Genomic DNA, 23776 nt, shown 5'->3' on the forward strand with positions numbered 1-23776 from the left:
CCGCCGCCGGCGCCGGCGGGGGGCGCCCCCCCCCCGCGCGGCCCCCCCCCCCCCCCCCCCCCCCCCCCCGGGGGGGGGGGGGCCCGCGGGGGCCCCCCCCCCCCGCCCCCCCCCCCCCCCACGGTCGGTTGCGAAGGTCACTTGACGGAGACCTGCGAGATGTCGAGGACGCCGGTCCAGTCGCTGATGACGACGTTCTTGACGTCCTTGCCGACGAGCCGCTTGTAGACCGGGTGGAACAGCGGCACGTCCAGGGCCAGTTCGCCGATCTTCTTGTCGAGGGCGCCCCAGCGCTTGCCGGCCGCGGCGAGGTCGGTCAGCTTGGCGATCTCGTCGATCTCGGCGTTGACGGCCGGGTCGTCGAGCTGGGCGTGGTTGTAGTTGGAACCGTTGGTCACGATCTGCCGGCCGTCGAAGATCGGGGCGAGGAAGGGACCGCCGGACGGCCAGTCGGCGCCCCAGCGGGAGAGGAAGAAGCCGGGGGTGTTCTTGACGTCCCAGCGCCGCTCGTTGAAGGCGTTGTTCTCCAGCCCCTCCAGCTTGACGGTGATCCCGGCGGCGGCGAGGGCCTGCTGGATCGCGGTGGCGACCTCGGGGCTGGTCTGGCGGTTCTGCGCGGTGGAGTGGGTGAGGGTGATGGTGAGGCCGTCGGGGAAGCCCGCTTCCTTCAGGACCTCCTTCGCCCTGGCCGGGTCACCGGTCTTCCCGGCGGGGAAGTGGTCGTAGGGCGTGAAGCCGAAGGCCTCCCGCTCGGGCAGGAAGGTGGTGGCGGCCTCGGCCAGCGCCGAGCCGCCCGCCGCGTTGACCACGCTGGTGCGGTTGACGGCGTGGGCGATGGCCTGGCGCACCTTCGGGTTGTCGAAGGGGGCGACCTTCGGGTTGAAGGCGAGGTAGTTGACGTAGCCGAAGTGGCCGGTGCCGACCCGGGCGGCGAGCGCGCCGTCGGTGTTGCCGCTGATCTGGGCGAGTTCGGCCGGGCCCAGGTTGGTGTCGGTGGTGACGGCCGCGGCGTCGGCTCCGGAGCTGGTGGACAGCCGCTGGTTGATGACGGCCGCGTCGAGGCCGGAGCGGACGTCGATCCGGTCCGGGTACGCCTTGCGCTCCTCGTCGGTCTTCTCGTCCCAGTGCTCGTTGCGCTCCAGGACGAGGTTCTCGCCGTCGTTCTCGTTCTTGACGACCTTGTACGGGCCGGAGGAGACGGGGTGCTCCTCGTACGTGGCGCCGGTGTCCTTGGCCTTGGGGACGGGCGCGAACTGCGTCTGCGTCGCGACGAAGGGGAATTCGCCCTCGGGCTTGCGCAGCGTGAAGACGATGGTCTTCGCGTCGGGCACGGCGATGGAGCCGAGTCCCTTTCCGCCGTCCTTGTAGGGGCCCTCGTACGTCTCTCCGCCGACGAGCCAGTCCCGCAGGTAGGGGGCGCCGCCCGACAGCTCGGCGGCGAAGGAGCGCTCGATGCCGTACTTGATGTCGGCGGTGGTGATCGGGGTGCCGTCCTCGTACTTCAGCCCGTCCTTGAGCGTGTACGTCCACTCGGTGGCGTCGGCGTTGGGCCTGCCGAGGTCGGTGGCCAGGTCGGGCACGACCTTGGCGCCCGCCGCGCCGTCCTCGCGGTTGCGGGTGGTCAGCGTGCGGAAGACCAGCGAGGGGACGTTCCCGCCGCCCGAGGTGTAGAGGCGGGCCGGGTCGAAGTCGTTGTGCGGCTCGGCGTTGAGGACGGTCAGGGTGCCGCCCTTCTGCGGAGCGCCCCCGGTGGTGGCGCCCGGCTTCTCGCCGGCGCCCGCCTTCTCCGTACCGTCCTTGGGCCCGCAGGCCGCGGCGCCCCCGGCCAGTACGAGGCTGACGGCGACCGCGGCGACGCGGCGCGATATGGGGGACTGACGGGCTGTACCGGCGGAAAGCATGGGGAAGGGACCTCTCGGCGTGAAGGGGGGAGCGGAGAAAGGCCACGCGAGGGGCAGCGGTCGGTACGGAACCGGGTCGGCGAGAAGCCGGGGAACCAAGGAACTCGGGGGAACCTGAGGAACCGGGGAACCAGGGGAACCGGGGGGACCGGAAGAAGCCGCGCCTGCGGGCACACGTGCACCCGGGCGCGGCGGGGAGAAGCGGGAAGGTCACGGCACGGTCGGGCCGGGACAACCTCCCGGGCCGCCAGGCCCAGGAAGGTCAGCGACAGAAGATGTCGGCCACGCTGTGCGCGGTCACACCGAGGAGCGCCAGCTCTATGGCGGCGCTCGCGGCGAGGGTGTGACGGTGCGACATGCGGAGAACAATTACCGATGGCCGGAGGGGTTGTCAACGCTCGGACCTGCCGCCCCGCGACCGGCCCGGCTCAACTCCCGGGATACACCCAGGGGTTGGGCTTGCAGGAAATCCCGCCGATGTCGAGGGACTTCGTCTGCTGCTGCATGATCGGCGCGAGCGCGCCGGGCGTGGCACAGCTCACGTGGTCGTGGCCGAGCCGGTGCCCGACCTCGTGGTTGATGAGCATCTGCCGGTAGGCGAACATCTGGTCCGCGCCGTAGGTCGGCGAGCCCTGCGCCCAGCGGAACGCGTTGATCATCACGCGGTCGGTGGACGCGGAGTCGCAGGAGACGTTGTCGATGGTGGTGTTGAGCCCGGACTTGGCGCACCAGACTCCGGTGGTCCCCGGGCTGGCCAGGGTGATCACGAAGTCGGCCTCGCCGCCCGGGACCCGGGTGAAGGTGCGGGCGCCGCCGTGGCTCCAGCTGCGCGGGTCGTTGAGGGTGCGGTGGACGGCCTCGGCGAACAGCTGCCCGTCCATGCCGAGGTCCTGTTCGACGTCGACCCGGTAACGCACGACCCGGCCCTTGCCGGGCGCCGGGGCGATGCCGGGCACGGTGTCGAAGGTGCCCGGTCCGGCGAGTTTCGGGTCGATGGGCAGTTGCCGGGCCATCTTCTGCTCGTACGTCGGCTCCGGCGCGGGCGCGGCCGGCGGGACCACCGGGGTCTGCGGCGGCGGATGGCCCTCGGAGCGGGCGGAGTGCGCCTCGGCCGCGCCCCCGTCGTCGGCGGAGAGCGCGCGGGCGCTGTCGGCTTCGCCCTCGGAGGCCACCTGACCGGCCACGACGACGGCGAGGACGGCGGTGACGGCCGCGGCGGCGATGCCGGTGTACGTACGGGCCCGCAGGCCGCGCCGCTCCCCGGGGGGTGGTGCGGCGGGCGCCTCGGCGGGTGCGTCGGCGGGCTTGCGCGGGCCGGGAATCCGGCGGTGCGAGCCGGTGGAGGTGGCGGGATCGCCGCCCGCCGGAGCCTGCGGGCCCACCGGGGCCTGCGCGACCTGTGGGACCTGCGGGAAGCCCAGTGCGGGGGTCCCGAAGGCGGGGGTGTCGGTGTCGACGGCGAGGCGGTGCGGGGCCGCGGCGGCGGGCGCCGGTACGGGGCGGCCGGGCCGCATCGCGGCCGGGTCGGCGGGAGCGGGACCGGCCCCCCAGGCCCCGCCGGGCTCGCGCTGCTCGGGGTGGCCCCCCTCCCGCGTCCACCGGCCGGGGCGGGCGGAGGGCGCGTACCCCTGGTGCGTGACGGCCGGTTCGGCCCGCCTCCGGCCGGGCCGGACCTCGTCCGGACCGGCCTCGTGGGCCCCGGCTCCGTACGCCCCGGCCGGGGCAGTGGGTTCCTGCGGCGCCGGACGGGCGGGGGCCGGGTCCTTGCGGCTATGTCGTCCCACGGTCCTCAGCCCCGGCCGTCTTCGGCGGCCCGGCCGGGTGTGCCCGTACCGGCGTCGTGGCGCAGCTCCCGGAAGCCGGCGGCCACCAGCTCGGGGTACTCCATCATCGCCACGTGCCCGGCCTCGGGCAGGCTCAGCAGCCGCGACCCGCGGAAGGCCGCGGCGGCGCGGTGCGCCATGCGGTACGAGACGAGCCGGTCCCGGCCGCCGTAGACGAGCAGGGCGGGGGCGAGGACCCGCTGGGCCTGGCGCCACAGCCCGTGCTGCCCGCCGAGCGTGTACGCGTCGACGATGCCGCGCGCGGAGCGGGCCAGCGCCTCCCAGAAGTGCGGCAGGGCCATCCGCCGCTCCATCTCCTCGACGGCCCGCCGGTAGCCCTCGGGGGTGACCCGGCCGGGGTCGCCGTAACAGAGGCCGAGCACGCCGCGGGTGCGCTGCTCGGCGGTGAGGTCCCGGGTCAGCCGGCCCAGCAGGGCGACCGTCCCCGGCAGGGCGAGGAGCGCGGTCGGCAGGGCCGACCGCTGCACGCGCAGCTCGGGCAGGGCGGGCGAGACCAGCGTCAGCGTGCGCACCAGGTCGGGCCGGACGGCGGCGACCCGGGTGCAGACGGCGCCGCCGAGGGAGTTGCCGAAGAGGTGGACCGGGCCGCGCCCGGCGGCGTCGAGGTGCCGGATGACCGCGCGGGCGAGCGCGGTGACGGAGTAGTCCCGGTCGGCGGGGGGCGGGGACCAGCCGAAGCCGGGCAGGTCCAGGGCCTCGCCGTCGACGGTGTCCGCCAGCTCCGCCATGAGCGCCGACCAGTTCTGCGAGGAACCGCCGAGGCCGTGCACGAAGAGCGCGGGCTCCAGCCCCGCACGGAGCGGGGGGCGCACCCGGACGGCCAGTTCCAGGCCGGGCAGCGCCACGGTGCGCAGCCGCTCGCCCTCGCCCGGGCCGACGGCTCCCACCTGGGAGGAGGGTGCGGCGGCGGAGAGTACACCCGGCAGCTCGGTCGAAGACATGGGGGCAATGTTACGAGACGATCACGCCCGGCTTCTTGTGTTCGCCGTCACAGGCTCCCGGGCACCCGCGTAGCGGGGCGGCCCCGATCCTCCTAGGCTCGTACTGAGCCAAGGAAGCGAGGGGAGCGCGATGACTGTCGACCCTGCGGAGCCGGACACCTTCCGGGAGCAGCTCCAGGAGCCCCCGGACGTCGAGGCCCCCGAGGCGGACGTGGCGGAGCAACTGGCCGAGCTGCGCCCGCACGAGGACGATCCGCTCACCGGCGTGGAGCGGGGCGAGGCCACCGACGCGGACGCCTCCGAACAGGCCCGGGTCGTTCCCCTGGACGAGGAGGAGTACCGCTGACCAGCGCGTCAGGCTGGTCCGTACCGCGAGAAAACTCGGCTTGAACCCACCAGATGCGGTTACCGAAAAGTACGATGGCGGCGCGGCGCAGAGCGCACTGTGTTCTTGGAGAAAGTGGGAGGCGGCGTGACAGCCATCGAGCAGACCGAAGCAGCGCGTCCCCGGGGCACGCGACTGCCGCGCCGGGCCCGGCGCAACCAGCTGCTGGGCGCGGCCCAGGAGGTCTTCGTCGCCCAGGGTTACCACTCGGCGGCGATGGACGACATCGCCGAGCGCGCCGGAGTCAGCAAGCCGGTGCTCTACCAGCACTTCCCCGGCAAGCTCGACCTGTACCTGGCCCTGCTGGACCAGCACTGCGAGGCGCTGCTGCTGGCCGTGCGCACCGCGCTCGCGTCCACGACCGACAACAAGCTGCGCGTGGCCGCGACGATGGACGCCTACTTCGCGTACGTGGAGGACGAGGGCGGCGCCTTCCGGCTGGTCTTCGAGTCCGACCTCACCAACGAGCCGACGGTCCGCGAGCGCGTCGACCGGGTCTCGCTCCAGTGCGCCGAGGCCATCTGCGAGGTCATCGCCGAGGACACCGGCCTGTCGAAGGACGAGTCGATGCTGCTGGCCGTGGGTCTGGGCGGGGTGTCCCAGGTCGTCGCCCGGTACTGGCTCTCCAGCGGGAGCCCGGTCCCCCGGGACACGGCGGTCGGCCTGCTGACCTCGCTGGCCTGGCGCGGCATCGCCGGTTTCCCGCTGCACGCCACGGACATCTGACCGGACCTCCCGCCCGGCCGGGGCACGCGGGCCCCGGCGGGTACGGCCGGGTACGGCCGCTGTTCGCTGCGAGCGTGCCCGCCCCGAGCGGGTTCCGTCGCCTCACCGGGCTAATGTGGACCGCGTACGGCGCGGCTGGATCGCGCGAAACGGACCGTCGGAGGGACAAAGCCGTGGAGGTCAAGATCGGCGTGCAGCACGCACCCCGGGAGATCGTGCTGGAGAGCGACCTGAGCGCCGAGGAGCTGGAGAGCATCGTCGCCGCCGCGCTGTCCGGCACGGCGCCGCTGCTGAGCCTCACCGACGTCAAGGGCCGCAAGGTCCTGGTGCCGTCCGACCGCCTGTCGTACGTCGACCTGGGCGAGCCGAGCGCGCGCAAGGTCGGTTTCGGCGCGCTCTGAGCGTTCCGCCGGGGTCGGGGCCCGAGGACCGGGACCTGACATACCGACAACTGAGTGAAACGGCCTGGTGGTTGACCCCACCGGGCCGTTTCTCTTTCCTCCGCGCCGGGTAGGACGGCAGTGATCCGGTTTGCCCTGGAGCAAGGGAAGGAACTCATGCTGATGATCGAAGCGCTCGGCTCCGCCCTGCTGGGCCTCGCCCTGTCCGGAGCGGCCGTGCGGCTGCTCGCGCGGCGGCTGCCGGCGCCCAGGGTGGTGCTGGTCAGCGGGGTGCTGGGCGCCCTCTTCGGCGCGTACCTGACCCACTTCGCCCTGGGCCCCGGGCACCTCACCCCGGCCGCGACCCTCGCCGGCGCGGTGCTGGTGTCGGCGGTGGTCCTGTCGCTGCTGCTGCGGCCCGCGCCCCGGCCCCGGAGGCCGTCCCCCCGCCGCAGGCCGCTCTCGGCCGCGTCCCGGGGCTGAGCGGCGGGCGCGGCGCGGGAGGGACCGGGGCGACCGGTCGCCGTGACCGGTCCGCGTGACCGGTCGCCGTGCCGGGTCCCCGTGACGGCTCAGGCGGCCAGGCCGAGGGCCGCCATCCGCTTGGTGTGCGCCTTGGTGATGCGGGTGAACATCTCACCGACGGCCGCGAGGTCGAAGCCCGCCGCCATCCCGTCGACACCGCCGACCAGCATGGTCGAGAGGGCGTCGCGCTCGGCGACGACGCGCTGCGCCTGCGAGAGCGCCTCGCCCATCAGCCGGCGCGCCCACAGCGCGAGCCGTCCGCCGCAGCGCGGGTCCGCCTCGATGGCGGCGCGCACCTTGCCGACGGCGAAGTTGCCGTGACCGGTGTCGTCCAGCACCCCCAGGACGAGGGCGCGGGTGTCGGTGTCGAGGTGGGTGGCGACCTCGCGGTAGAAGTCGCTGGCGATCGAGTCGCCGACGTACGCCTTGACCAGGCCCTCCAGCCAGTCCGAGGGCGCGGTCTGGCGGTGGAAGTCGTCCACGCCCTTGGCGAAGGGCTCCATGGCGGCGGTGGGATCGGCGTCGATCGCCGCGAGCCGGTCGCGCAGCCGCTCGAAGTGGTGGAACTCGGCGGAGGCCATTTTCGCGAGCTCCGCCTTGTCGTCCAGCGAGGGCGCGAGTTTCGCGTCCTCGGCGAGGCGCTCGAAGGCCGCGAGCTCTCCGTACGCGAGCGCGCCGAGCAGGTCCACGACGGCGGCCCGGTACTGCGGCGAGGCGGAAGCGGTCGTCCAGTCCTGGGCGGCGATACCGGCCGCGTCGTCGGGAGCGCTGTCGTCGGCGGGCGAGGCGTTTTCTACGGTCGACATGCTCCGCACAATAGCTCGCCGAAAGGTCGGCCGAACCACCTGGTCAGGGCTGGTAAACGTGGCTGCCCGGTGAATTCGCCCGACACAGCTGCGCGATTCCGGGGTACAGTGGTAATGCGCCTGCCGAATACTCGGCGGGCCATCCGAATGAGGATGCCCGGTCGGTGGCCCGATCGGCTCCAACCCGACCGCCCTCGGCGAGATGCGTACGTTCGTGCGTACCGCGTCCCGCGAGGGGCCCCCTCAGCGGCACAAGCGCTTGAGCGAAGGCTAGTGGTCCCGCGCGGCTTCGTACGTAGCAGTACCGCAAGCACCGCACGGTACGACCCCCCTCGCCGCCTCGCGCCGCGTCTCACAGAAGAGGCAGCACCCTGACTACGTTCCGAGACCTCGGGATCTTTCCCGAGACGGCCGAGGCCCTTGAGGCCGTCGGCATCGTGTCCCCCTTCCCGATCCAGGAGATGACCCTCCCCGTCGCCCTTTCCGGCACGGACGTCATCGGCCAGGCGAAGACCGGCACCGGCAAGACGCTGGGCTTCGGCCTCCCCCTGCTGGAGCGGGTCGTCGTCCCCGCGGACGTCGAGGCCGGCCGGGCCACGCCCGAGCAGCTGACCGACGCCCCGCAGGCCCTCGTGGTGGTTCCGACCCGCGAGCTGTGCACCCAGGTCACCAACGACCTGCTGACCGCGGGCAAGGTCCGCAACGTCCGCGTCCTCGCCATATACGGCGGCCGGGCGTACGAGCCCCAGGTCGAGGCGCTCAAGAAGGGCGTCGACGTGATCGTCGGCACCCCGGGCCGCCTGCTCGACCTGGCCGGCCAGCGCAAGCTCGACCTGTCGCACGTCAAGGCGCTCGTCCTGGACGAGGCCGACGAGATGCTCGACCTGGGCTTCCTGCCCGACGTCGAGCGGATCATGAGCTACCTGCCCGCGAAGCGCCAGACCATGCTGTTCTCGGCCACCATGCCGGGTGCGGTCATCGGACTGGCCCGCCGGTACATGACGCGGCCCACGCACATCCGCGCCGTCTCCGAGGACGGCGAAGGCGCGACCGTGGCCAACACCACGCAGCACGTCTTCCGCGCGCACAACATGGACAAGCCGGAGCTGGTCTCCCGCATCCTGCAGGCCGAGGGCCGCGGGCTCGCCATGATCTTCTGCCGCACCAAGCGCACGGCGGCCGACATCGCCGAGCAGCTGGAGAAGCGCGGCTTCGCCTCCGGCGCCGTCCACGGCGACCTGGGCCAGGGCGCGCGCGAGCAGGCGCTGCGCGCGTTCCGCAACGGCAAGGTCGACGTGCTGGTCTGCACCGACGTCGCCGCGCGCGGCATCGATGTCGAGGGTGTGACCCACGTCATCAACTACCAGACGCCGGAGGACGAGAAGACCTTCCTGCACCGGGTGGGCCGCACCGGCCGCGCGGGCAACAAGGGCATCGCCGTCACCCTGGTCGACTGGGACGACATCCCGCGCTGGCAGCTGATCAACAAGGCGCTGGAGCTGGACTTCAACAACCCGGTGGAGACGTACTCCACCTCCCCGCACCTGTTCGAGCAGCTGAACATCCCGGCGGGCACCAAGGGCATCCTGCCCCGCGCCGAGCGCACCCGGGCCGGCCTGAAGGCCGAGAACCTGGAGGACCTGGGCGAGACCGGCGGCCGTGGTGGCCGTGGCGGTCGCGGGGCCCCGGCTGCCGCCGTCGCCGCCGCCCCGGTGGCCGAGGAGCGTCCGGCCCGTACCCGTACGCCGCGCCAGCGCCGCCGTACGCGGAGCGGGGGCGAGCTGGGCGCCGAGGCCGTGGCCGTGGCGGCTCCGGTGACCCCGGTGGCGCAGGCCCCCGAGGCTCCGGCCGCCGACGAGCCGCGCAGGCCGCGTCGCCGCCGGACCCGCGCGTCGGTCCCGTCGGTGGTGGCTCCGGCCGCCGAGGTCGTGGAGGCCGCTCCGGCCGCCGTGGCCGAGGCCCCCGTGGCGTCCCCGGTCGTGGTCCCCGTCGTCGAGGAGGCTCCGGCCAGGGCGAGGCGCATCCGCCCCCGCGCGGTGGAGACCGCCCCGGAGCCGGACTTCCAGATGGCGCCGCTCGTCGAGCCGGTCAGGGCCCGCCGCACCCGTACGGTGGCCAAGGCCGCCCCGGTGACCCCGGTCGCCGAGGTCGTGGCCGCGGAGGCGCCCGCCAGGCCGAAGCGCACCCGCAAGGCCGCGGCCGTCACCCCGGTCGAGGCCGACCCGGTCGAGGCCCCGGTCGCCGAGGAGGCTCCGGCCAAGCCGAAGCGCACCCGGACCCGCAAGGCCGCCGTCGCCGCCGAAGCCCCCGTGGCCGAGGCCGTCGTGGCCGAGGCTCCGGCCGCCGAGGAGGCCCCGGCCAAGCCCAAGCGGACCCGGACCCGCAAGGCCGTCGCCGCCGTGGCCCCCGAGGCCGCGCCGGTCGCCGAGGCCGAGGAGGCTCCGGCCAAGCCGAAGCGCACCCGGACCCGCAAGGCCGCCGTGGCCGTGGTCGAGGCCCCCGGGGCCTGAGACTCCCGCCCGTACGCCGGTGGCCCCGTTCCCCTTTCCGAGGGGGCCGGGGCCACCGGCACATCCGCTCCCGGCCGGGCTGTGCGGAGCCGTACGGGCCGGTAGCCTCGGGCCCATGAGCAAGCCGCCGCGCCTCACCCTGCCGTCCGTCGCCCGCGCGTACCGCCTGGTCACCGCCCGCGGCGAGTTCGCCGTGCAGGAGGCCGGCGGGCCCGTCCGCGGCACCGCCCTGCTGGTCCCCGGCTACACCGGCAGCAAGGAGGACTTCGTCGCCCTCCTGGAGCCGCTGGCCGCCGCCGGGTACCGGGTGGTCGCCGTCGACGGGCGCGGCCAGTACCAGAGCCCCGGCCCGCGCGCGGAGGCCCCGTACGCCCTGGAGGAGCTGGCCCGGGACGTGCTCGCGCAGACGGCCGCGCTCGGCGGTGGCCCGGTGCACCTGGTCGGCCACTCGCTCGGCGGGCTGGTCTCCCGCGCGGCCGTGCTGCGCGACGCCTCGCCCTTCGCCTCGCTGACCCTGATGAGCAGCGGGCCCGCCGCGATCGACGAGGTCCAGCAGGCCCGTACGAAACTGCTGGTCGCCGCCGTGGAGGAGCTTCGGGAGGACATGCCCGCGGTATGGGCCGCGATGCGCGCCCACGACCCCGGGGACACGACGCCGGACGCCGCCGCGCTGACGGAGTTCCTGCGCGAGCGGTGGCTCGCGACCGTCCCCGAGCAGCTGATCGTCACGGGCCGGGTGCTGATCCAGGAGCCGGACCGGGTGGCGGAGCTGGCCGCGGTCGCGCTGCCGAAGCTGGTCCTCTCGGGAACGGTCGACTACGCCTGGCCGGTGCCGCAGCTCGACGACATGGCCCGGCGCCTGGGCGCCCACCGGTTCGTGGTCCCGGCTGCCGAACACTCCCCCAACGCGGAGAATCCGCAGGTCACGGCTGGTGCGCTGGTCGCGTTCTGGGATAGCTGCGAGGGCTTTGGACCCAGGACTAGTTAGGCAGTGAAAAAATTTCCTTAGCGTAGGGAATGTTTGCCTCCGGTCCTTCGTTGAACCCGGTACGAGGAAAACAACGACGAAGGGAGAAGCCCGTGCGCTTCGAGATTCTGCGCCTGGACGACGTCGACGGATCTGCCGTGGACAGCACCGTCGTGGACGCGGCCTCCGTCAACCGGATCGTGCAGCAGGCGGCGGCCGTCGGCCAGCGCATCCTGATCCGCCCGGCCGCGACGGCGGCCTCCTGACCTGCGGCACACCGCACAGACGTCGACGCCCCCGCACCGAGAACCGGTTGCGGGGGCGTTCGTGTGTGCGGGGGCGGGGCGGGGCTCAGGCCCCGCGCACCACCTGGAGCACGCCGTTGATGATCTGCTGGACGGCGATCGCGGAGAGCATCATGCCGGCGAGGCGCGTCACGAGGACGACGCCGCCGTCCTTGATGACCCGGATGATCACGAGCGAGTAGCGCATGGTGATCCACAGCACCAGGTGCATGGCGATGATCGCGGACCAGACGGAGAGCTGACCGGAGGGCCCGTCGGCCTTCTGCACGGCCAGGATGACGGAGACGATCGCACCGGGCCCGGCCAGCAGCGGCATGCCCAGCGGGACGAGCGCGACGTTCACGTCCTTGGTCTGCTTCGGCTCGTCGGTCTTGCCGGTGAGCAGGTCGAGCGCGATCAGCAGGAGCAGCAGACCACCGGCGATCATCAGCGCCGGGACGGACACGTGCAGGTAGTCCAGGATCTGCTGGCCGCAGAGACCGAAGACGGCGATGACGCCGAAGGCTACGCAGACGGCCTGCCAGGCCATCCGGCGCTGCACCTTGGCGGGGCGGCCGGAGGTCAGGGCGAGGAAGATCGGGGTGATTCCCGGGGGGTCCATGATCACGAAAAGCGTGAGGAAGAGGGAACCGAAGACGGCGAAGTCGAACACAGTGATGCCTTGCGGGAGAGGGTGTGACGAGAAGGACGGGCTCAAAGGAGGTGGGCGCACGGGCGGACCGGGCGGGGTGGCCGGGGCCGCCGCGCGGGGAGCCGTTCCGTACGGGACCGGCCCTACGGGACCCGGCCGCGCGGAGGCGGGCCGGGCCGTGCGGGCAGGCCGTGCGGGCGCTCAGGCGCGGGTGTCTCCACCGGCGCCGGGCACGGGGAAGGCGCCGGTCGCACGGCGCGTGATCTCGCCGTAGATCTCGGGGTCGGTCGTGTACTCGCCGAGGCGGCAGGTCTTGCGGCTGCCGTGGTAGTCGCTGGACCCGGTGGTCAGGAGGTCCAGCTCCCCGGCCAGGGCGCGCAGCCGGGCGCGGGCGGCGGTGTCGTGGTCCATGTGGTCGACCTCGATGCCGTCCAGACCGGCGGCGGCCAGCGCCGCGACCGTCTCCCCGGACACGCACCGGCCGCGCTTGACGGCGGCGGGGTGCGCGAGGACGGCGACCCCGCCGGCCGCCTTGACCAGGCGGACCGCGTCGAAGGGGTCGAGTTCGTGCTTCTGCGCGTGGGCCCGGCCGCCGTCGGCGAGCCAGTCGGCGGTGAAGGCGTCCGAGACGGTGGGCACGACACCCAGCTCGACCAGGGCGGTGGCGATGTGCGGCCGGCCCACGGAGCCCGCACCGGCGATCCGGGCCACCTGTTCCCAGGTGATGTCCACACCGAGCCCCTGGAGCTTGCCGACCATGGCGCGGGCGCGCGGGACCCGGTCGTCCCGGACGAGCTCGCGCTCACGGGAGAGTTCGGGCTCCTCGGGATCGAAGAGGTACGCGAGCAGGTGCAGCCCGACCCCGTCGAGCCGGCAGGAGAGTTCGGCCCCGGTGACCAGCGTCAGCCCGGCCGGAAGGGCGGCGACCGCCTCGGCGTGTCCCCGTACGGTGTCGTGGTCGGTCAGCGCGACCACGTCCAGCCCGGCCGCGGCCCCGCCCCGCACCAGTTCGGCGGGGGTGTCCGTACCGTCGGAAGCCGTGGAGTGGGTGTGCAGGTCGATGCGCACAGCCGGGCTCCAGGGTTCGTACGGGCGGGGGACGCTCCAGGATAACCGGGGTGGAGGGACCGGCCGGCAAGCCCTGCCGCCGGGCGGCCCGTGCGGGACCGCGCCGGCCGGCCCGGGGCCGGGGCCCGGCCGGGCTACGGTCGGGCCGGGCCCAGGATGCGGGGGCTCAGGGCGCCGCAGGGCAGGAGTTCGATCTCGGCCCCGGCGTCCCGCAGGTCGGTGAGGACCAGCTCGTCGTACATCAGGAGGCCGGACTGCCCGGGCCAGACCACCGCCCAGAGCCACAGGCCCCGCGCCTCGCCCGCGAAGACGGCCCGGTCGTCGGGGGCGCCGGTGACGTGCCACAGCGGTGTGGGACGGCCCGCCGCGACGACCTTGGCGTGGGGCGGGGCCGAGACGTCGAGGTAGGGGCCGGGGTCGGGGCCGTCGATCCCCGCGTACCGGGCGCCGAGGCCGACGCCGAGTTCCTCCGCGACGAGCAGCAGCTCGCCGAGGCCGCCCACCGGCCCGGGTCCCGTGCAGGCCACGGCGGTGGCCCGGCCGCCGCTGCGGTCGTCACCGGCGGTGGCGACCCCGGTGAACAGCCATCCCACCGGGAGCGGCCAGGGCATCCACACGGGCACCCGGGCCCGGGCGGCCACCGCGTTCAGGCCCTCGACGCCGGGCGGCAGGACGGGTTGCAGGGGGTGGACGGCGCCGTGCGCGGCGCACTGCCAGGAGTCGGCGAAGAGGCCGGGCGCCCTGACCCGGCCACCGCACTTCGGGCAACTCGGTTCGCCCCTCATACCAAGCCACGCTCCTCCCCGCCCGGCGCCGCGTCAAGACGCGATCACCCGTCCGGGGCCCGCGGGGGTCCCGCCGGGTCTCAGTCGAGCGCGACGGCCCGGCGCAGCGGGTCCCGCAGGTCGGTGCCGCGCGCGAGCCAGCGTTCCTGGAGGGCCGCCGCGCCGTGGGCCCGCTTCCAGGCGGCCTCGTTCGCCGTCATCGGCAGCAGGGGCAGGAAGCGCACCGGGTCCAGGGGCGCGTCCAGCTCCAGGTCCTCCACCAGGCCGCCGGGCTCGGCGACGAGCACCGAGCTGAAGGGTGCTCCGTCCCAGAGCGGTCCGCCCACCTCCAGCGAGGCCCCGGGCGCCACGACCAGCCCCTCGACCTGGGGGGAGGCGGCCAGGACCGCGAGCGGCCGGAGCAGCTTGTCGGTGGGGGCCAGGCCCCCGCGGACGGTCAGCACCAGCTCGGCGCGCGGCCCGCGCACCGGGTCGGCGGTCACGGAGGTCGGATCGGTCATGGGGTGCGCGGACATCCCGAGGGTGGCGTACCGCACGAGACCGTCCCCGGCGAAGCGGAGCACCTCGATCCGGTCGGTGCCCAGGAAGGTGACGGCGGCGCGGGCCTCGGGTTCGCCGAGCGCGGAGCGCAGCCGGGCCTCGACAAGTGCCAGAATTTCTGCCATGAACCGAGCATAGAACGCGTATCAGGCGGGTAAAGGGCGGGTCTTGACCACCCGTCGGCTGTTAGTGTTGACAGCTGGTCGGGTCCGTACGCAGCAAGGGCCCCGACCGGCGGTAGCCGGGGGTGGTGGTTCGGTGCTCCCCCGAGGACAGGACTTCCCCCACGGGGGACCGGCCGGAGGAGGTGGGGCTGCGGTGGATCGAAGTCGATCGTGCAGTACCAATCGCTCTTCCACTTCTGTGCCGGGCGTACCCCGCCCCCTGTGATCTCCTGATCAGTAGAAGAGCGACGGCAGAACTTTGTCCTCCCGTCCTGCTTCCCTCCGTCCACCCGGGCCTGCCCGCCCGTGCGGCAGTGCCACCGGAGGGGCCCTCCCACCCGTACGGTCCGCGGCCGTGCGTGCGAAGGAGCCTGCCATGTCGATGCTGCCCTACCTGCGTGCGGCCGTCCGTCCGTCGCTGCGCAAGTCCGTCCCCGCCCAGTCCGGGTACGACACCACCCGTGACCCGTCCGCGAGCAGTGCGGTGGTCGACTGCGCCGTCTACCGCGACGGCCGCCGCACCAGGGGAACCACCTGCCTGAACCCGCGCGAGGCGATGCGCCGGGTCCGGGAGGAGGGCGGATTCGCCTGGATCGGCCTGCACGAGCCGACCGAGGACGAGTTCGCGGGCATCGCCGCCCTCTTCGGACTGCACCCGCTCGCCGTGGAGGACGCGGTCCACGCGCACCAGCGGCCGAAGCTGGAGCGCTACGACGACACCCTCTTCACCGTCTTCAAGACGATCCACTACGTCGAGCACGCCGAACTGACCGCCACCAGCGAGGTGGTGGAGACCGGCGAGGTGATGTGCTTCACCGGCCCCGACTTCGTCATCACCGTCCGGCACGGCGGACAGGGCTCCCTCAGGGGCCTGCGCCACCGCCTCCAGGACGACCCCGAGCTGCTGTCCAAGGGCCCCTCGGCCGTCCTGCACTCCATCGCCGACCACGTCGTGGACGGCTACATCGCGGTCGCGGCGGCCGTGCAGGACGACATCGACGAGGTGGAGAGCGCGGTCTTCGCCGCCCCCGCCAAGGGCGCGACCCGCGGCGGTGACGCGGGCCGCATCTACCAGCTCAAGCGCGAGGTGCTGGAGTTCAAGCGGGCGGTCTCCCCGCTGCTGCGCCCGATGGAGCTGCTGAGCGAGCGCCCCATGCGCCTGGTCGACCCGGACATCCAGAAGTACTTCCGGGACGTCGCCGACCACCTGGCGCGCGTGCACGAGCAGGTCGTCGGCTTCGACGAGCTGCTGAACTCGATCCTCCAGGCCAATCTGGCGCAGGCGACGGTCGCCCAGAACGAGGACATGCGCAAGATCACCTCCTGGGCGGCGATCATCGCCGTGCCGACCATGATCTGCGGGGTGTACGGGATGAACTTCGAGCACATGCCGGAGCTCCAGTGGCGCTACGGCTACCCGATGGTGATGGCCTCGATCGTCGCCATCTGCTTCACCATCCACCGCTCCCTGCGCCGCCACGGCTGGCTCTAGCCCTGTGATCGGGAAGCTCCACCGGCCCGCCGGTGGAGCTTCCCGATCACAGCACCGGGCTCCAGGGATTCTGTCCCGGCGCCCCCTTACCCTGGTGCGCATGACTCTGCGCACGCTCGACCTGGCCCTCGTCGAGGAGGCCACCAAGAAGTCCGGCCTGATCTGGGTGCGCGGCTCCGGGCCGGACCGGGCGCTGTGGCACGCCTGGGTCGACGGCGCCGCCCATGTACTGGGCGACGGCCCCGGCGAGCAGCCGTTCCCCGGGCTGGCGGACGGTTCGGCGGCCGAGGTGACCGTGCGCAGCAAGGACAAGGGCGGCCGGCTGGTGGCCTGGACGGCGACGGTGCGGGAGCTCGCGCCCGGCGGCGAGCCGTGGCTGGCGGCCGTCGCCGAGCTGAAGGGCAAGCGGCTGAACGCGCCCGACTCGGAGCGGATGACCGAGCGGTGGGCGCGCGAGTGCCGGCTGCTGCGGCTGGAGCCGGAGGCGGTCCGGGAGGAGCTTCCGGCCGGTTCGCTGGCGGCGGCCCCGCTGGCGTCCCCGGCGACCACCCGCGACCCGGCTCCGGACGCGCTGCCGAGGCTGCTGCTGAAGCGGAAGAAGAAGGACCGCACCAAGGGCCGGAAGAAGGCGTAGGGCGGCGCCGGGGCGCCAGGCCCGGACCCGGACCCGCCGTACGGACCCACCCGGACCGGCCGGGTCAGGGGGTGGTGGGGTTCGCGCCCTGGCCGGAGCCCTTGGAGGTGGCCGAGGGGGACGCGCCGCCCTTGCCCGGCTCCTTGCCCGCGTCCTTGCCCGTCGGCAGCCGGGAGCCGTAGTCGACCGTCTGCTCCTGCGTGGGCGGGGTCAGCGGGAAGGTCTGGCCCCACTCCGCCAGCTCCACCCGCCCGGCGCCGCCGGCCCGTTCCATGAGCAGCGGGTACGGGGTCCCCTCCAGCGCGACCGAGAGCTTGCCGCCCTTGCCCGCGTCCGCCGTGACCTGGACCGCCCGGGTCGGGCCGACCTTGGTGTAGGCGCCCTTGGCGAGCTTGCCGTCCAGCCCGAGCAGCCCGTCCAGCAGGACGCCCATGTCGGTGAAGCCCCGGAACTGCTTGTAGGAGGGGTCGCCCTCGGGCACCTTCACGTACTTGTCGCCGAGCTTGCCGGCCGCCTCGGACTGCCCCCAGAACGCCGCGTTCGCCTTCAGGTAGAGGTGCTCCCCCACCCGCAGCAGCTGGAAGGTGTCCGCCTGCGACTTCACCTCGCCGGAGCCGCCGTCCGCCTTCAGCCGCATGTCCAGGGTGAAGGGCTTCCCGCCGACGACGAGGGTGCCGGAGAGCCGGACCGAGCCGGCCGCCGTGGCGGCGGAGCGGGCCTTGGCCTCGATCTTGGCGGGGGAGAGTTTGCCGACCCCGTTGGTGCCCTCGTCGGGGTCCTCCCCGCACCCCGTCACGGTGACGGCCAGGCTCGCGCAGAGCGCCCCGACGAAGGCGGCCCGGCGCAGCCGCGCGGCAGGGAGGTAGGCGGTCACGGGCGGGTGCCTCTCGTCGTGCTTCTGCGGGCAGCAGGCAGCGTACCCGCCCGTGCTCCGGCGCCCGCGACCGCGCCCCGTACGGCCGTGGACACCCCCGGGCGGACGGCCCCACCAGGACGCTCGCGCGCGGCACGGGCTAGCCTGAGGGACGGCAGGACACGGTGACGGATGCTCCAGGAGGCGCTCGGATGGCTGCAGGCGCCTCGCGGATCTTCGTGTCGCACCTGTCGGGTGTGCCCGTCTTCGACCCCTACGGCGACCAGGTCGGCCGCGTCCGCGACCTCGTGGCGATGCTGCGCATCGGCGGCCGTCCGCCGCGGCTGCTGGGCCTGGTGGTCGAGGTGGTCAGCCGGCGCCGGATCTTCCTGCCCATGACCCGGGTCACGGGCGTGGAGTCCGGGCAGGTCATCACGACCGGGGTCGTCAACATGCGGCGCTTCGAGCAGCGCCCCACCGAGCGGCTGGTCCTGGGCGAGCTGCTGGACCGGCGGGTGCGGCTGGTCGCGGACGACGAGGAGGTCACCGTCCTGGACGTGGCCATCCAGCAGCTCCCGGCCCGCCGCGACTGGGAGATCGACAAGATCTTCGTCCGCAAGGGCAAGGCCGGGGCGCTGCGCCGGCGCGGCGAGACCCTGACGGTGGAATGGTCGGCGGTGACGGGCTTCTCGCTGGAGGAGCACGGGCAGGGCGCCGAGAACCTGGTGGCCACCTTCGAGCAGATGCGCCCGGCCGACGTGGCCAACGTCCTGCACCACCTGACGCCGAAGCGGCGTGCCGAGGTGGCCAACGCCCTCGACGACGACCGGCTCGCGGACGTCATGGAGGAGCTGCCCGAGGACGAGCAGGTGGAGATCCTCGGCAAGCTGAAGGAGGAGCGCGCGGCCGACGTCCTGGAGGCGATGGACCCGGACGACGCGGCCGACCTGCTCTCCGAGCTGCCCGAGGACGACAAGGAACGGCTGCTGACGCTGATGCGGCCCGACGACGCGGCCGACGTGCGGCGCCTGCTGTCGTACGAGGAGCGGACGGCGGGCGGTCTGATGACCACCGAGCCGATCGTGCTGCGGCCGGACGCGACGGTCGCGGACGCGCTGGCCCGCGTACGGCAGGCGGACCTGTCGCCGGCGCTGGCCGCGCAGGTGTACGTGTGCCGGCCGCCGGACGAGACGCCGACGGGCAAGTACCTGGGCACGATCCACTTCCAGCGGCTGCTGCGGGACCCGCCGTTCACGCTGGTCAGCTCGATCGTGGACACCGACTTGCCGCCGCTGCGGCCGGACGCCTCGCTGCCCGTGGTGACCAGCTACCTCGCCGCGTACAACATGGTCGCGGTGCCGGTGGTCGACGAGAGCGGTTCGCTGCTGGGCGCGGTGACCGTGGACGACGTACTGGACCACCTGCTGCCGCAGGACTGGCGGGAGACCGACTTCCACTCCGAGGAGGCCGTCCGTGGCCACTGAGCGGGGGCGTGGCGAGCAGGCGCGCGAGCGGCGCCGGGAGCAGATCCGGGAGCGGCGCGAGCAGGCGCGGCTCCTGGCGCGCGAGCACGGGCTCGCGGAGGGCCCCGGGGAGCGCGGCGCCAAGAGCGGGCCGGGCACCGGGTCGAGCGCGCTGACGCGTTCGCGGGTCCGCCTGGACCAGCCGCGGGCCTCGCGGTCGCTGCTGCCCGAGTACGACCCGGAGGCGTTCGGGCGGCTGTCGGAGCGGGTGGCCCGGTTCCTCGGCACGGGCCGGTTCATCGTCTGGATGACCCTGGTCATCATCGTGTGGGTGCTGTGGAACATCTTCGCCCCGGCCCACGTGCGGTTCGACGAGTACCCGTTCATCTTCCTGACGCTGATGCTCTCGCTCCAGGCCTCCTACGCGGCCCCGCTGATCCTGCTCGCGCAGAACCGGCAGGACGACCGCGACCGGGTCAACCTGGAGCAGGACCGCAAGCAGAACGAGCGCTCCATCGCCGACACCGAGTACCTGACCCGGGAGATCGCGGCCCTGCGGATGGGGCTGGGCGAGGTCGCGACGCGCGACTGGATCAGGTCCGAGTTCCAGGACCTGGTGAAGGAGATGGACGACCGGCGGATGCTCGCTCCCGAACGTGACGAAGACGATCGCTGACGGGCTTTCCTGCGCCGCCGCGCCGCGCCGTACCATCGGGGCATGGCTACCGACACACGCTCCGCCGACGACGCCGCGGCACCTGGACAGGACGCGATCCTGGACGCGCTGGCGACGGTGAACGACCCCGAGATCCACCGGCCGATCACCGAGCTCGGCATGGTCAAATCGGTGGAGATCGGCGATGGTGGCGCGGTCGCCGTCACGGTGTACCTGACCGTGTCCGGCTGTCCCATGCGCGAGACCATCACCAAGAACGTCACCGAGGCCGTGGAGCGGGTCCCGGGCGTCACCTCGGTCGCCGTCACCCTCGACGTGATGAGCGACGAGCAGCGCAAGGAGCTGGCGACCACGCTGCGCGGCGGCACCGCCGAGCGCGAGGTGCCCTTCGCCCGGCCGGGCTCCCTGACCCGCGTCTACGCGGTCGCGTCCGGCAAGGGCGGCGTCGGCAAGTCCTCGGTCACGGTCAACCTGGCGGCGGCGATGGCGGCCGACGGCCTGAAGGTCGGCGTGGTCGACGCGGACATCTACGGCCACAGCGTGCCGCGGATGCTGGGCGTCGAGGGGCGTCCCACCCAGGTCGAGAACATGATCATGCCGCCGTCCGCGCACGGGGTGAAGGTCATCTCCATCGGCATGTTCACCCCGGGCAACGCGCCCGTGGTGTGGCGCGGCCCGATGCTGCACCGGGCGCTCCAGCAGTTCCTCGCCGACGTGTTCTGGGGCGACCTGGACGTGCTGCTGCTGGACCTGCCGCCGGGGACGGGCGACATCGCGATCTCCGTGGCCCAGCTGGTGCCGAACGCGGAGATCCTGGTCGTGACCACCCCGCAGCAGGCCGCGGCCGAGGTCGCGGAGCGGGCCGGTTCGATCGCCGTGCAGACCCACCAGAAGATCGTCGGTGTCGTCGAGAACATGTCCGGGCTGCCCTGCCCGCACTGTGACGAGATGGTCGACGTGTTCGGGTCGGGCGGTGGCCAGCGGGTCGCCGACGGGCTGACGAAGACGGTCGGCGCCTCGGTGCCGGTGCTGGGCTCGATCCCGATCGACGTCCGGCTCCGCGAGGGCGGCGACAACGGCACGCCGGTCGTGCTCTCCGACCCGGACTCCCCGGCGGGCGCGGCGCTGCGCGCGATCGCGGGCAAGCTGGGCGGCCGGGCCCGCGGCCTGTCCGGCATGTCGCTGGGGATCACCCCGCGCAACAAGTTCTGACGGCCCGGCACCGCCGGGGGCCGGCGCACGTTCACAAGGTGGGGGGTGCCGCTCGTCGAGCGGCACCCCCCCCACTTTTGCGTGCGCGACGGTCCTACTCGTACGCCGCCAGGTCGGTGACGACCGAGAAGGCGAGGCCGTACGCGCTCATCCCGCGCCCGTACGCGCCCAGGTGGACGCCGCCGGGGGTGGAGCCGGCCAGTACCCAGCCGAACTCCGACTCGCGGTAGTGGAAGGGGGTCGGCTCCCCGTCGACCGGCAGGGACAGGGTGGACCAGTCCTCGCCGTCGAGGTCGTCGGCGAGTTCCCAGGCGGCCTCGGTCTGCTGGCCGAGCCAGTCGTCGCGCAGGACGTGGTCCATCTGTCCGGGCCAGGTGAAGGCCAGCAGGCCGGAGCCGGCCAGCCAGGCGGCCGAGGCGACCGAGGTGGCCTCCAGGACCCCGGTGCCGTCGGCGCTGCGGCGGACCGGACTGCTCGCCACGGTGACGACCACCGCGAAGCGTTCCTTCTCCCCGGTGGCGATCTCGCCGCGCACGGAGGGTTCGTCGCCGTGCCCGGTGGAGCCGTGCTCCACGGTGCCGTCGGCGGCGGCGGCGACCTGCATGAGCCAGCGGGGGCCGGTGAAGGCCCCGTCCAGCCCGTACCAGGGGAAATCGGCCCGCAGGTACCCGTCGGCCGTCCGGCGGGCCACCGGCGGGGACGTGGCGGCGTCCTGGGGCGGGGCGGGGGGTGTCTGCGGGGATGCGGCGGTGTCGGGCGTCTCCGCGGGCTGCGCCCCTACCCGGCTACTGCTCGTCGTCTCCATCTGAGCGGCCTCTCGTTCCGTGGGGTCCGTCGGCAGCCCTCCCCCTCGCTTCGCTGGGGGGACCCCCTCCCTCGGGCGTCCTGCGTCCGGACAGATGGAGGATAGCCATCCGGCCCCGGATCGCCGGGCAGGCGGCGGCTCAGGTGGCGTCGGCGTCGAAGGGGGTGCGCCGGTCCCGGTCGGGGGCCGTGGGCTTCTTCCGCAGGTCGGGGCCGGTACCGGCTTCCGGGGAGGTGTCGGGACCCGCCTCCTTGCTGTTGACGGCGTCCGTGACGTCGTTCAGCTCCTTGCGGAGGTCGAAGCTGCTGCGGATCTCCTTGAGGTCCTCGTTCTCGGTCAGCTGCTTGCGGAGGAAGGTCTTCGGGTTCAGGTCCTCGAAGTCGAAGTCCTTGAACTCGGGGCCGAGCTCGGAGCGGATGTCCTGCTTCGCGCTGTCCGAGAACGCGCGGATCTTCCGGATGACGCCCGAGACGTCCTGGATGACCTTGGGCAGTTTGTCCGGACCGAAGACGAGAATGGCGAGCACCACGATCGTGACCAGTTCGAGTGCGCCTATGTCGTTGAACACCTTGCCGCTCCTCGGCTCTCTTCACGTCGGGCCCGAAGACACGGTACCCGCCCTTCTCCGGGGGCCCGCACCTGCGTACCGCCCCGGCACGGGATTCACCCGGCCGTCACCGCCCGCTCAGGACCCGTTCGCCGAACCGAGGACCACCTCCAGCGTCCGTTCCCGGCCTTCGCGGAGCACGGTGAGGGTGAGCGGGTCGCCGGGCCGGTGGGCGCGGATCTTGATGATCAGCTCGTCACCACCGCGTACGCGCCGTCCGTCCACCTTGGTGATCACGTCGCCGGGCCGTATCCCCGCACGGGCGCCGGGCCCGTCCGCGACCACGGAGGGTTTGCCGTCCGCCCCCTTGTCCCCGACCCGGGCTCCGTCGCCCGTGTACTGCATGTCGAGGGTGACCCCGATGACGGGGTGCGTGGCACGGCCGGTGCGGATGAGTTCCTCGGCGACGCGCTTGCCCTGGTTGACGGGGATGGCGAAGCCGAGCCCGATGCTGCCGCCCTGCCGGCCGGAGTCGTCCTTGTCGGCTCCCCGGATCGCGCTGTTGATGCCGACGACGTGGGCCCTGGCGTCGAGGAGGGGGCCGCCGGAGTTGCCGGGGTTGATGGGCGCGTCGGTCTGGAGGGCGTCCACGTAGCTGACGTCGCTGCCGTCCCCCTTGTCGCCGCCCGCGGTGACGGGCCGGCCGGTGGCGCTGATGATGCCCGCGGTGACGGTGTTGGAGAGGTCGAACGGGGCGCCGATGGCCACCACCGGGTCGCCGACGCGCACGTTCTCGGAGTTGCCCAGGCTCAGCGGCCGGAGCCCGCGCACCCCGCTGACCTTGACCACGGCCAGGTCGTAGCCGGAGTCCCGGCCCACCAGTTCGGCGGTGACGCTCTCGCCCGTGCTGAAGGTGACCGCTATCTCCTCGGCACCGGCGACGACGTGACTGTTGGTCAGGATGTGGCCCTGCTGGTCGAGGACGAACCCGGTGCCCGTGCCACTGCCCTCACCGCCCCTGACGTGCAGGGTCACCACGCCGGGGAGGGCGGTGGCGGCGATCCCGGCCACGCTCGTGGGGGCCCGGTCCCGGTCCTCGGCGGCCACCTGGGGCAGCTCCAGCCGGGTGGCGCTCTGCCGCTCGGCGAGCACCCCGAGGTACCCGCCGACCCCGCCGGCGAGCAGGGCCGTCCCCGCGCCGAGGGAGACCGCCCGCCACAGCCGGACGCCGCGCGGGCGGGCGCCCTGGTCCACGACGTGCAGGGGCTGCTCGCCCCAGGGGTCGTAGCGCTCGCGCCCCGCACCGGCGGCCGGCGCCTCGTCGGGGGACGGCTCCGGGTCCGGACCGGACGGCTCCCCGTGCGGCGGCGTCGGGTCGTGCGGCCTCGCCTCGTCCTGGGAGCGGTCCTGGGCGTCTCCACCGGCCGGGGGGCGGTCTGCGGGCGGGCTCACGGCCACGGGCTCCCCGGGGTCCACGGCGGCGCCCCGGCCCCCGGTCGCGCTCGTGCCCCTGTCCTCGGGCTCGTCCTCGGGCCGGCTCCACCACGACGGAGCCGGATCGGTCTGCTGCCTGTCGGCCATGGGCGCTCCCCGCGTACCTGTGCGCATGTGGCGAC

General features: G+C 73.6%; 25 protein-coding genes. 12 read left to right on the top strand and 13 right to left on the bottom strand.

Features of this window, described 5'->3' with window-relative positions:
- Positions 1-137 precede the first annotated feature (137 nt).
- The 4 genes from ACIA5F_RS03070 to ACIA5F_RS03085 all read right to left on the bottom strand — a co-directional run bounded on the left by ACIA5F_RS03070 (position 138) and on the right by ACIA5F_RS03085 (position 4686).
- Positions 138-1901 carry an ABC transporter substrate-binding protein gene (locus tag ACIA5F_RS03070; protein WP_399348467.1) on the bottom strand — a complete coding sequence of 588 codons (1764 nt, stop codon included), beginning with the start codon at positions 1899-1901 and terminating at the stop codon, positions 138-140.
- A gap of 262 nt (positions 1902-2163) precedes the next feature.
- Positions 2164-2259, bottom strand: a complete 96-nt coding sequence (locus ACIA5F_RS03075; protein ID WP_399348469.1) for an Ms4533A family Cys-rich leader peptide — start codon at positions 2257-2259, stop codon at positions 2164-2166.
- 70 nt (positions 2260-2329) lie between these two features.
- On the bottom strand, positions 2330-3685 hold the full coding sequence (locus ACIA5F_RS03080; RefSeq protein WP_399348471.1) for a DUF3152 domain-containing protein: 1356 nt from the start codon (positions 3683-3685) through the stop codon (positions 2330-2332).
- A 5-nt stretch (positions 3686-3690) separates the two neighbouring features.
- Positions 3691-4686, bottom strand: a complete 996-nt coding sequence (locus ACIA5F_RS03085) for an alpha/beta fold hydrolase (protein WP_399348473.1) — start codon at positions 4684-4686, stop codon at positions 3691-3693.
- A gap of 130 nt (positions 4687-4816) precedes the next feature.
- On the opposite strand from ACIA5F_RS03085, the gene ACIA5F_RS03090 reads away from it, so the two are divergent.
- The 4 genes from ACIA5F_RS03090 to ACIA5F_RS03105 all read left to right on the top strand — a co-directional run bounded on the left by ACIA5F_RS03090 (position 4817) and on the right by ACIA5F_RS03105 (position 6660).
- Positions 4817-5032 (top strand): hypothetical protein, encoded by a 216-nt coding sequence (locus ACIA5F_RS03090; protein ID WP_399348475.1) that lies wholly within the window; start codon positions 4817-4819, stop codon positions 5030-5032.
- Between the two features lie 126 nt (positions 5033-5158).
- Entirely contained in the window at positions 5159-5797 is a 639-nt protein-coding gene (locus ACIA5F_RS03095; RefSeq protein ID WP_399348477.1) for a TetR/AcrR family transcriptional regulator, read from the top strand.
- 173 nt (positions 5798-5970) lie between these two features.
- A complete protein-coding gene (locus ACIA5F_RS03100) occupies positions 5971-6198 on the top strand; it encodes a DUF3107 domain-containing protein (RefSeq protein ID WP_399348479.1) in 228 nt (75 codons plus the stop codon).
- A gap of 156 nt (positions 6199-6354) precedes the next feature.
- Complete coding sequence (locus ACIA5F_RS03105) at positions 6355-6660, top strand: hypothetical protein (RefSeq protein ID WP_399348482.1); 306 nt, start codon at positions 6355-6357, stop codon at positions 6658-6660.
- Positions 6661-6749: 89 nt separating this feature from the next.
- On the opposite strand, the gene ACIA5F_RS03110 is transcribed toward ACIA5F_RS03105, so the two are convergent.
- The gene (locus ACIA5F_RS03110) at positions 6750-7508 is read right to left on the bottom strand and encodes a ferritin-like fold-containing protein (RefSeq protein ID WP_399348484.1); all 759 of its coding nucleotides are present in this window, start codon (positions 7506-7508) and stop codon (positions 6750-6752) included.
- A gap of 437 nt (positions 7509-7945) precedes the next feature.
- Between ACIA5F_RS03110 and ACIA5F_RS03115 the strand changes: the two genes are divergently transcribed.
- From ACIA5F_RS03115 to ACIA5F_RS03125, 3 genes are all read left to right on the top strand, one after another.
- Entirely contained in the window at positions 7946-10018 is a 2073-nt protein-coding gene (locus ACIA5F_RS03115; RefSeq protein ID WP_399348486.1) for a DEAD/DEAH box helicase, read from the top strand.
- Between the two features lie 115 nt (positions 10019-10133).
- Complete coding sequence (locus ACIA5F_RS03120; RefSeq protein ID WP_399348488.1) at positions 10134-11006, top strand: alpha/beta fold hydrolase; 873 nt, start codon at positions 10134-10136, stop codon at positions 11004-11006.
- Positions 11007-11098: 92 nt separating this feature from the next.
- Positions 11099-11251, top strand: a complete 153-nt coding sequence (locus ACIA5F_RS03125) for a hypothetical protein (protein ID WP_399348490.1) — start codon at positions 11099-11101, stop codon at positions 11249-11251.
- A gap of 85 nt (positions 11252-11336) precedes the next feature.
- On the opposite strand, the gene ACIA5F_RS03130 is transcribed toward ACIA5F_RS03125, so the two are convergent.
- From ACIA5F_RS03130 to ACIA5F_RS03145, 4 genes are all read right to left on the bottom strand, one after another.
- Positions 11337-11942 carry a MarC family protein gene (locus ACIA5F_RS03130; protein WP_399348492.1) on the bottom strand — a complete coding sequence of 202 codons (606 nt, stop codon included), beginning with the start codon at positions 11940-11942 and terminating at the stop codon, positions 11337-11339.
- A 180-nt stretch (positions 11943-12122) separates the two neighbouring features.
- Positions 12123-12989, bottom strand: a complete 867-nt coding sequence (locus ACIA5F_RS03135; protein ID WP_399348494.1) for a PHP domain-containing protein — start codon at positions 12987-12989, stop codon at positions 12123-12125.
- 134 nt (positions 12990-13123) lie between these two features.
- The gene (locus ACIA5F_RS03140; protein ID WP_399348496.1) at positions 13124-13774 is read right to left on the bottom strand and encodes a DUF6758 family protein; all 651 of its coding nucleotides are present in this window, start codon (positions 13772-13774) and stop codon (positions 13124-13126) included.
- Between the two features lie 80 nt (positions 13775-13854).
- Positions 13855-14439, bottom strand: a complete 585-nt coding sequence (locus ACIA5F_RS03145) for a suppressor of fused domain protein (protein WP_399348498.1) — start codon at positions 14437-14439, stop codon at positions 13855-13857.
- A gap of 415 nt (positions 14440-14854) precedes the next feature.
- On the opposite strand from ACIA5F_RS03145, the gene ACIA5F_RS03150 reads away from it, so the two are divergent.
- Entirely contained in the window at positions 14855-15970 is a 1116-nt protein-coding gene (locus tag ACIA5F_RS03150; RefSeq protein WP_399348500.1) for a magnesium and cobalt transport protein CorA, read from the top strand.
- A gap of 100 nt (positions 15971-16070) precedes the next feature.
- The gene (locus ACIA5F_RS03155) at positions 16071-16604 is read left to right on the top strand and encodes a hypothetical protein (protein WP_399348501.1); all 534 of its coding nucleotides are present in this window, start codon (positions 16071-16073) and stop codon (positions 16602-16604) included.
- Positions 16605-16668: 64 nt separating this feature from the next.
- Here ACIA5F_RS03155 and ACIA5F_RS03160 read toward each other — a convergent pair whose 3' ends face one another.
- Entirely contained in the window at positions 16669-17478 is an 810-nt protein-coding gene (locus tag ACIA5F_RS03160) for a hypothetical protein (protein WP_399348503.1), read from the bottom strand.
- Between the two features lie 191 nt (positions 17479-17669).
- On the opposite strand from ACIA5F_RS03160, the gene ACIA5F_RS03165 reads away from it, so the two are divergent.
- From ACIA5F_RS03165 to ACIA5F_RS03175, 3 genes are all read left to right on the top strand, one after another.
- The gene (locus ACIA5F_RS03165; protein WP_399348505.1) at positions 17670-18941 is read left to right on the top strand and encodes a magnesium transporter MgtE N-terminal domain-containing protein; all 1272 of its coding nucleotides are present in this window, start codon (positions 17670-17672) and stop codon (positions 18939-18941) included.
- A gap of 151 nt (positions 18942-19092) precedes the next feature.
- Positions 19093-19596: a DUF1003 domain-containing protein gene (locus tag ACIA5F_RS03170; protein WP_399348898.1), complete on the top strand. Its 504-nt coding sequence runs from the start codon at positions 19093-19095 to the stop codon at positions 19594-19596.
- Positions 19597-19692: 96 nt separating this feature from the next.
- On the top strand, positions 19693-20808 hold the full coding sequence (locus tag ACIA5F_RS03175; RefSeq protein WP_399348900.1) for an Mrp/NBP35 family ATP-binding protein: 1116 nt from the start codon (positions 19693-19695) through the stop codon (positions 20806-20808).
- A gap of 94 nt (positions 20809-20902) precedes the next feature.
- On the opposite strand, the gene ACIA5F_RS03180 is transcribed toward ACIA5F_RS03175, so the two are convergent.
- From ACIA5F_RS03180 to ACIA5F_RS03190, 3 genes are all read right to left on the bottom strand, one after another.
- Positions 20903-21613 carry a hypothetical protein gene (locus ACIA5F_RS03180; protein WP_399348507.1) on the bottom strand — a complete coding sequence of 237 codons (711 nt, stop codon included), beginning with the start codon at positions 21611-21613 and terminating at the stop codon, positions 20903-20905.
- Positions 21614-21752: 139 nt separating this feature from the next.
- Positions 21753-22181 carry a sec-independent translocase gene (locus tag ACIA5F_RS03185; protein ID WP_399348509.1) on the bottom strand — a complete coding sequence of 143 codons (429 nt, stop codon included), beginning with the start codon at positions 22179-22181 and terminating at the stop codon, positions 21753-21755.
- 117 nt (positions 22182-22298) lie between these two features.
- Positions 22299-23741 (bottom strand): trypsin-like peptidase domain-containing protein, encoded by a 1443-nt coding sequence (locus ACIA5F_RS03190; protein WP_399348511.1) that lies wholly within the window; start codon positions 23739-23741, stop codon positions 22299-22301.
- Between the last annotated feature and the right edge of the window lie 35 nt (positions 23742-23776).

Source organism: Streptomyces sp. NPDC051567, assembly GCF_044454165.1.
In the GTDB taxonomy this organism is placed as follows: Bacteria; Actinomycetota; Actinomycetes; order Streptomycetales; family Streptomycetaceae; genus Streptomyces.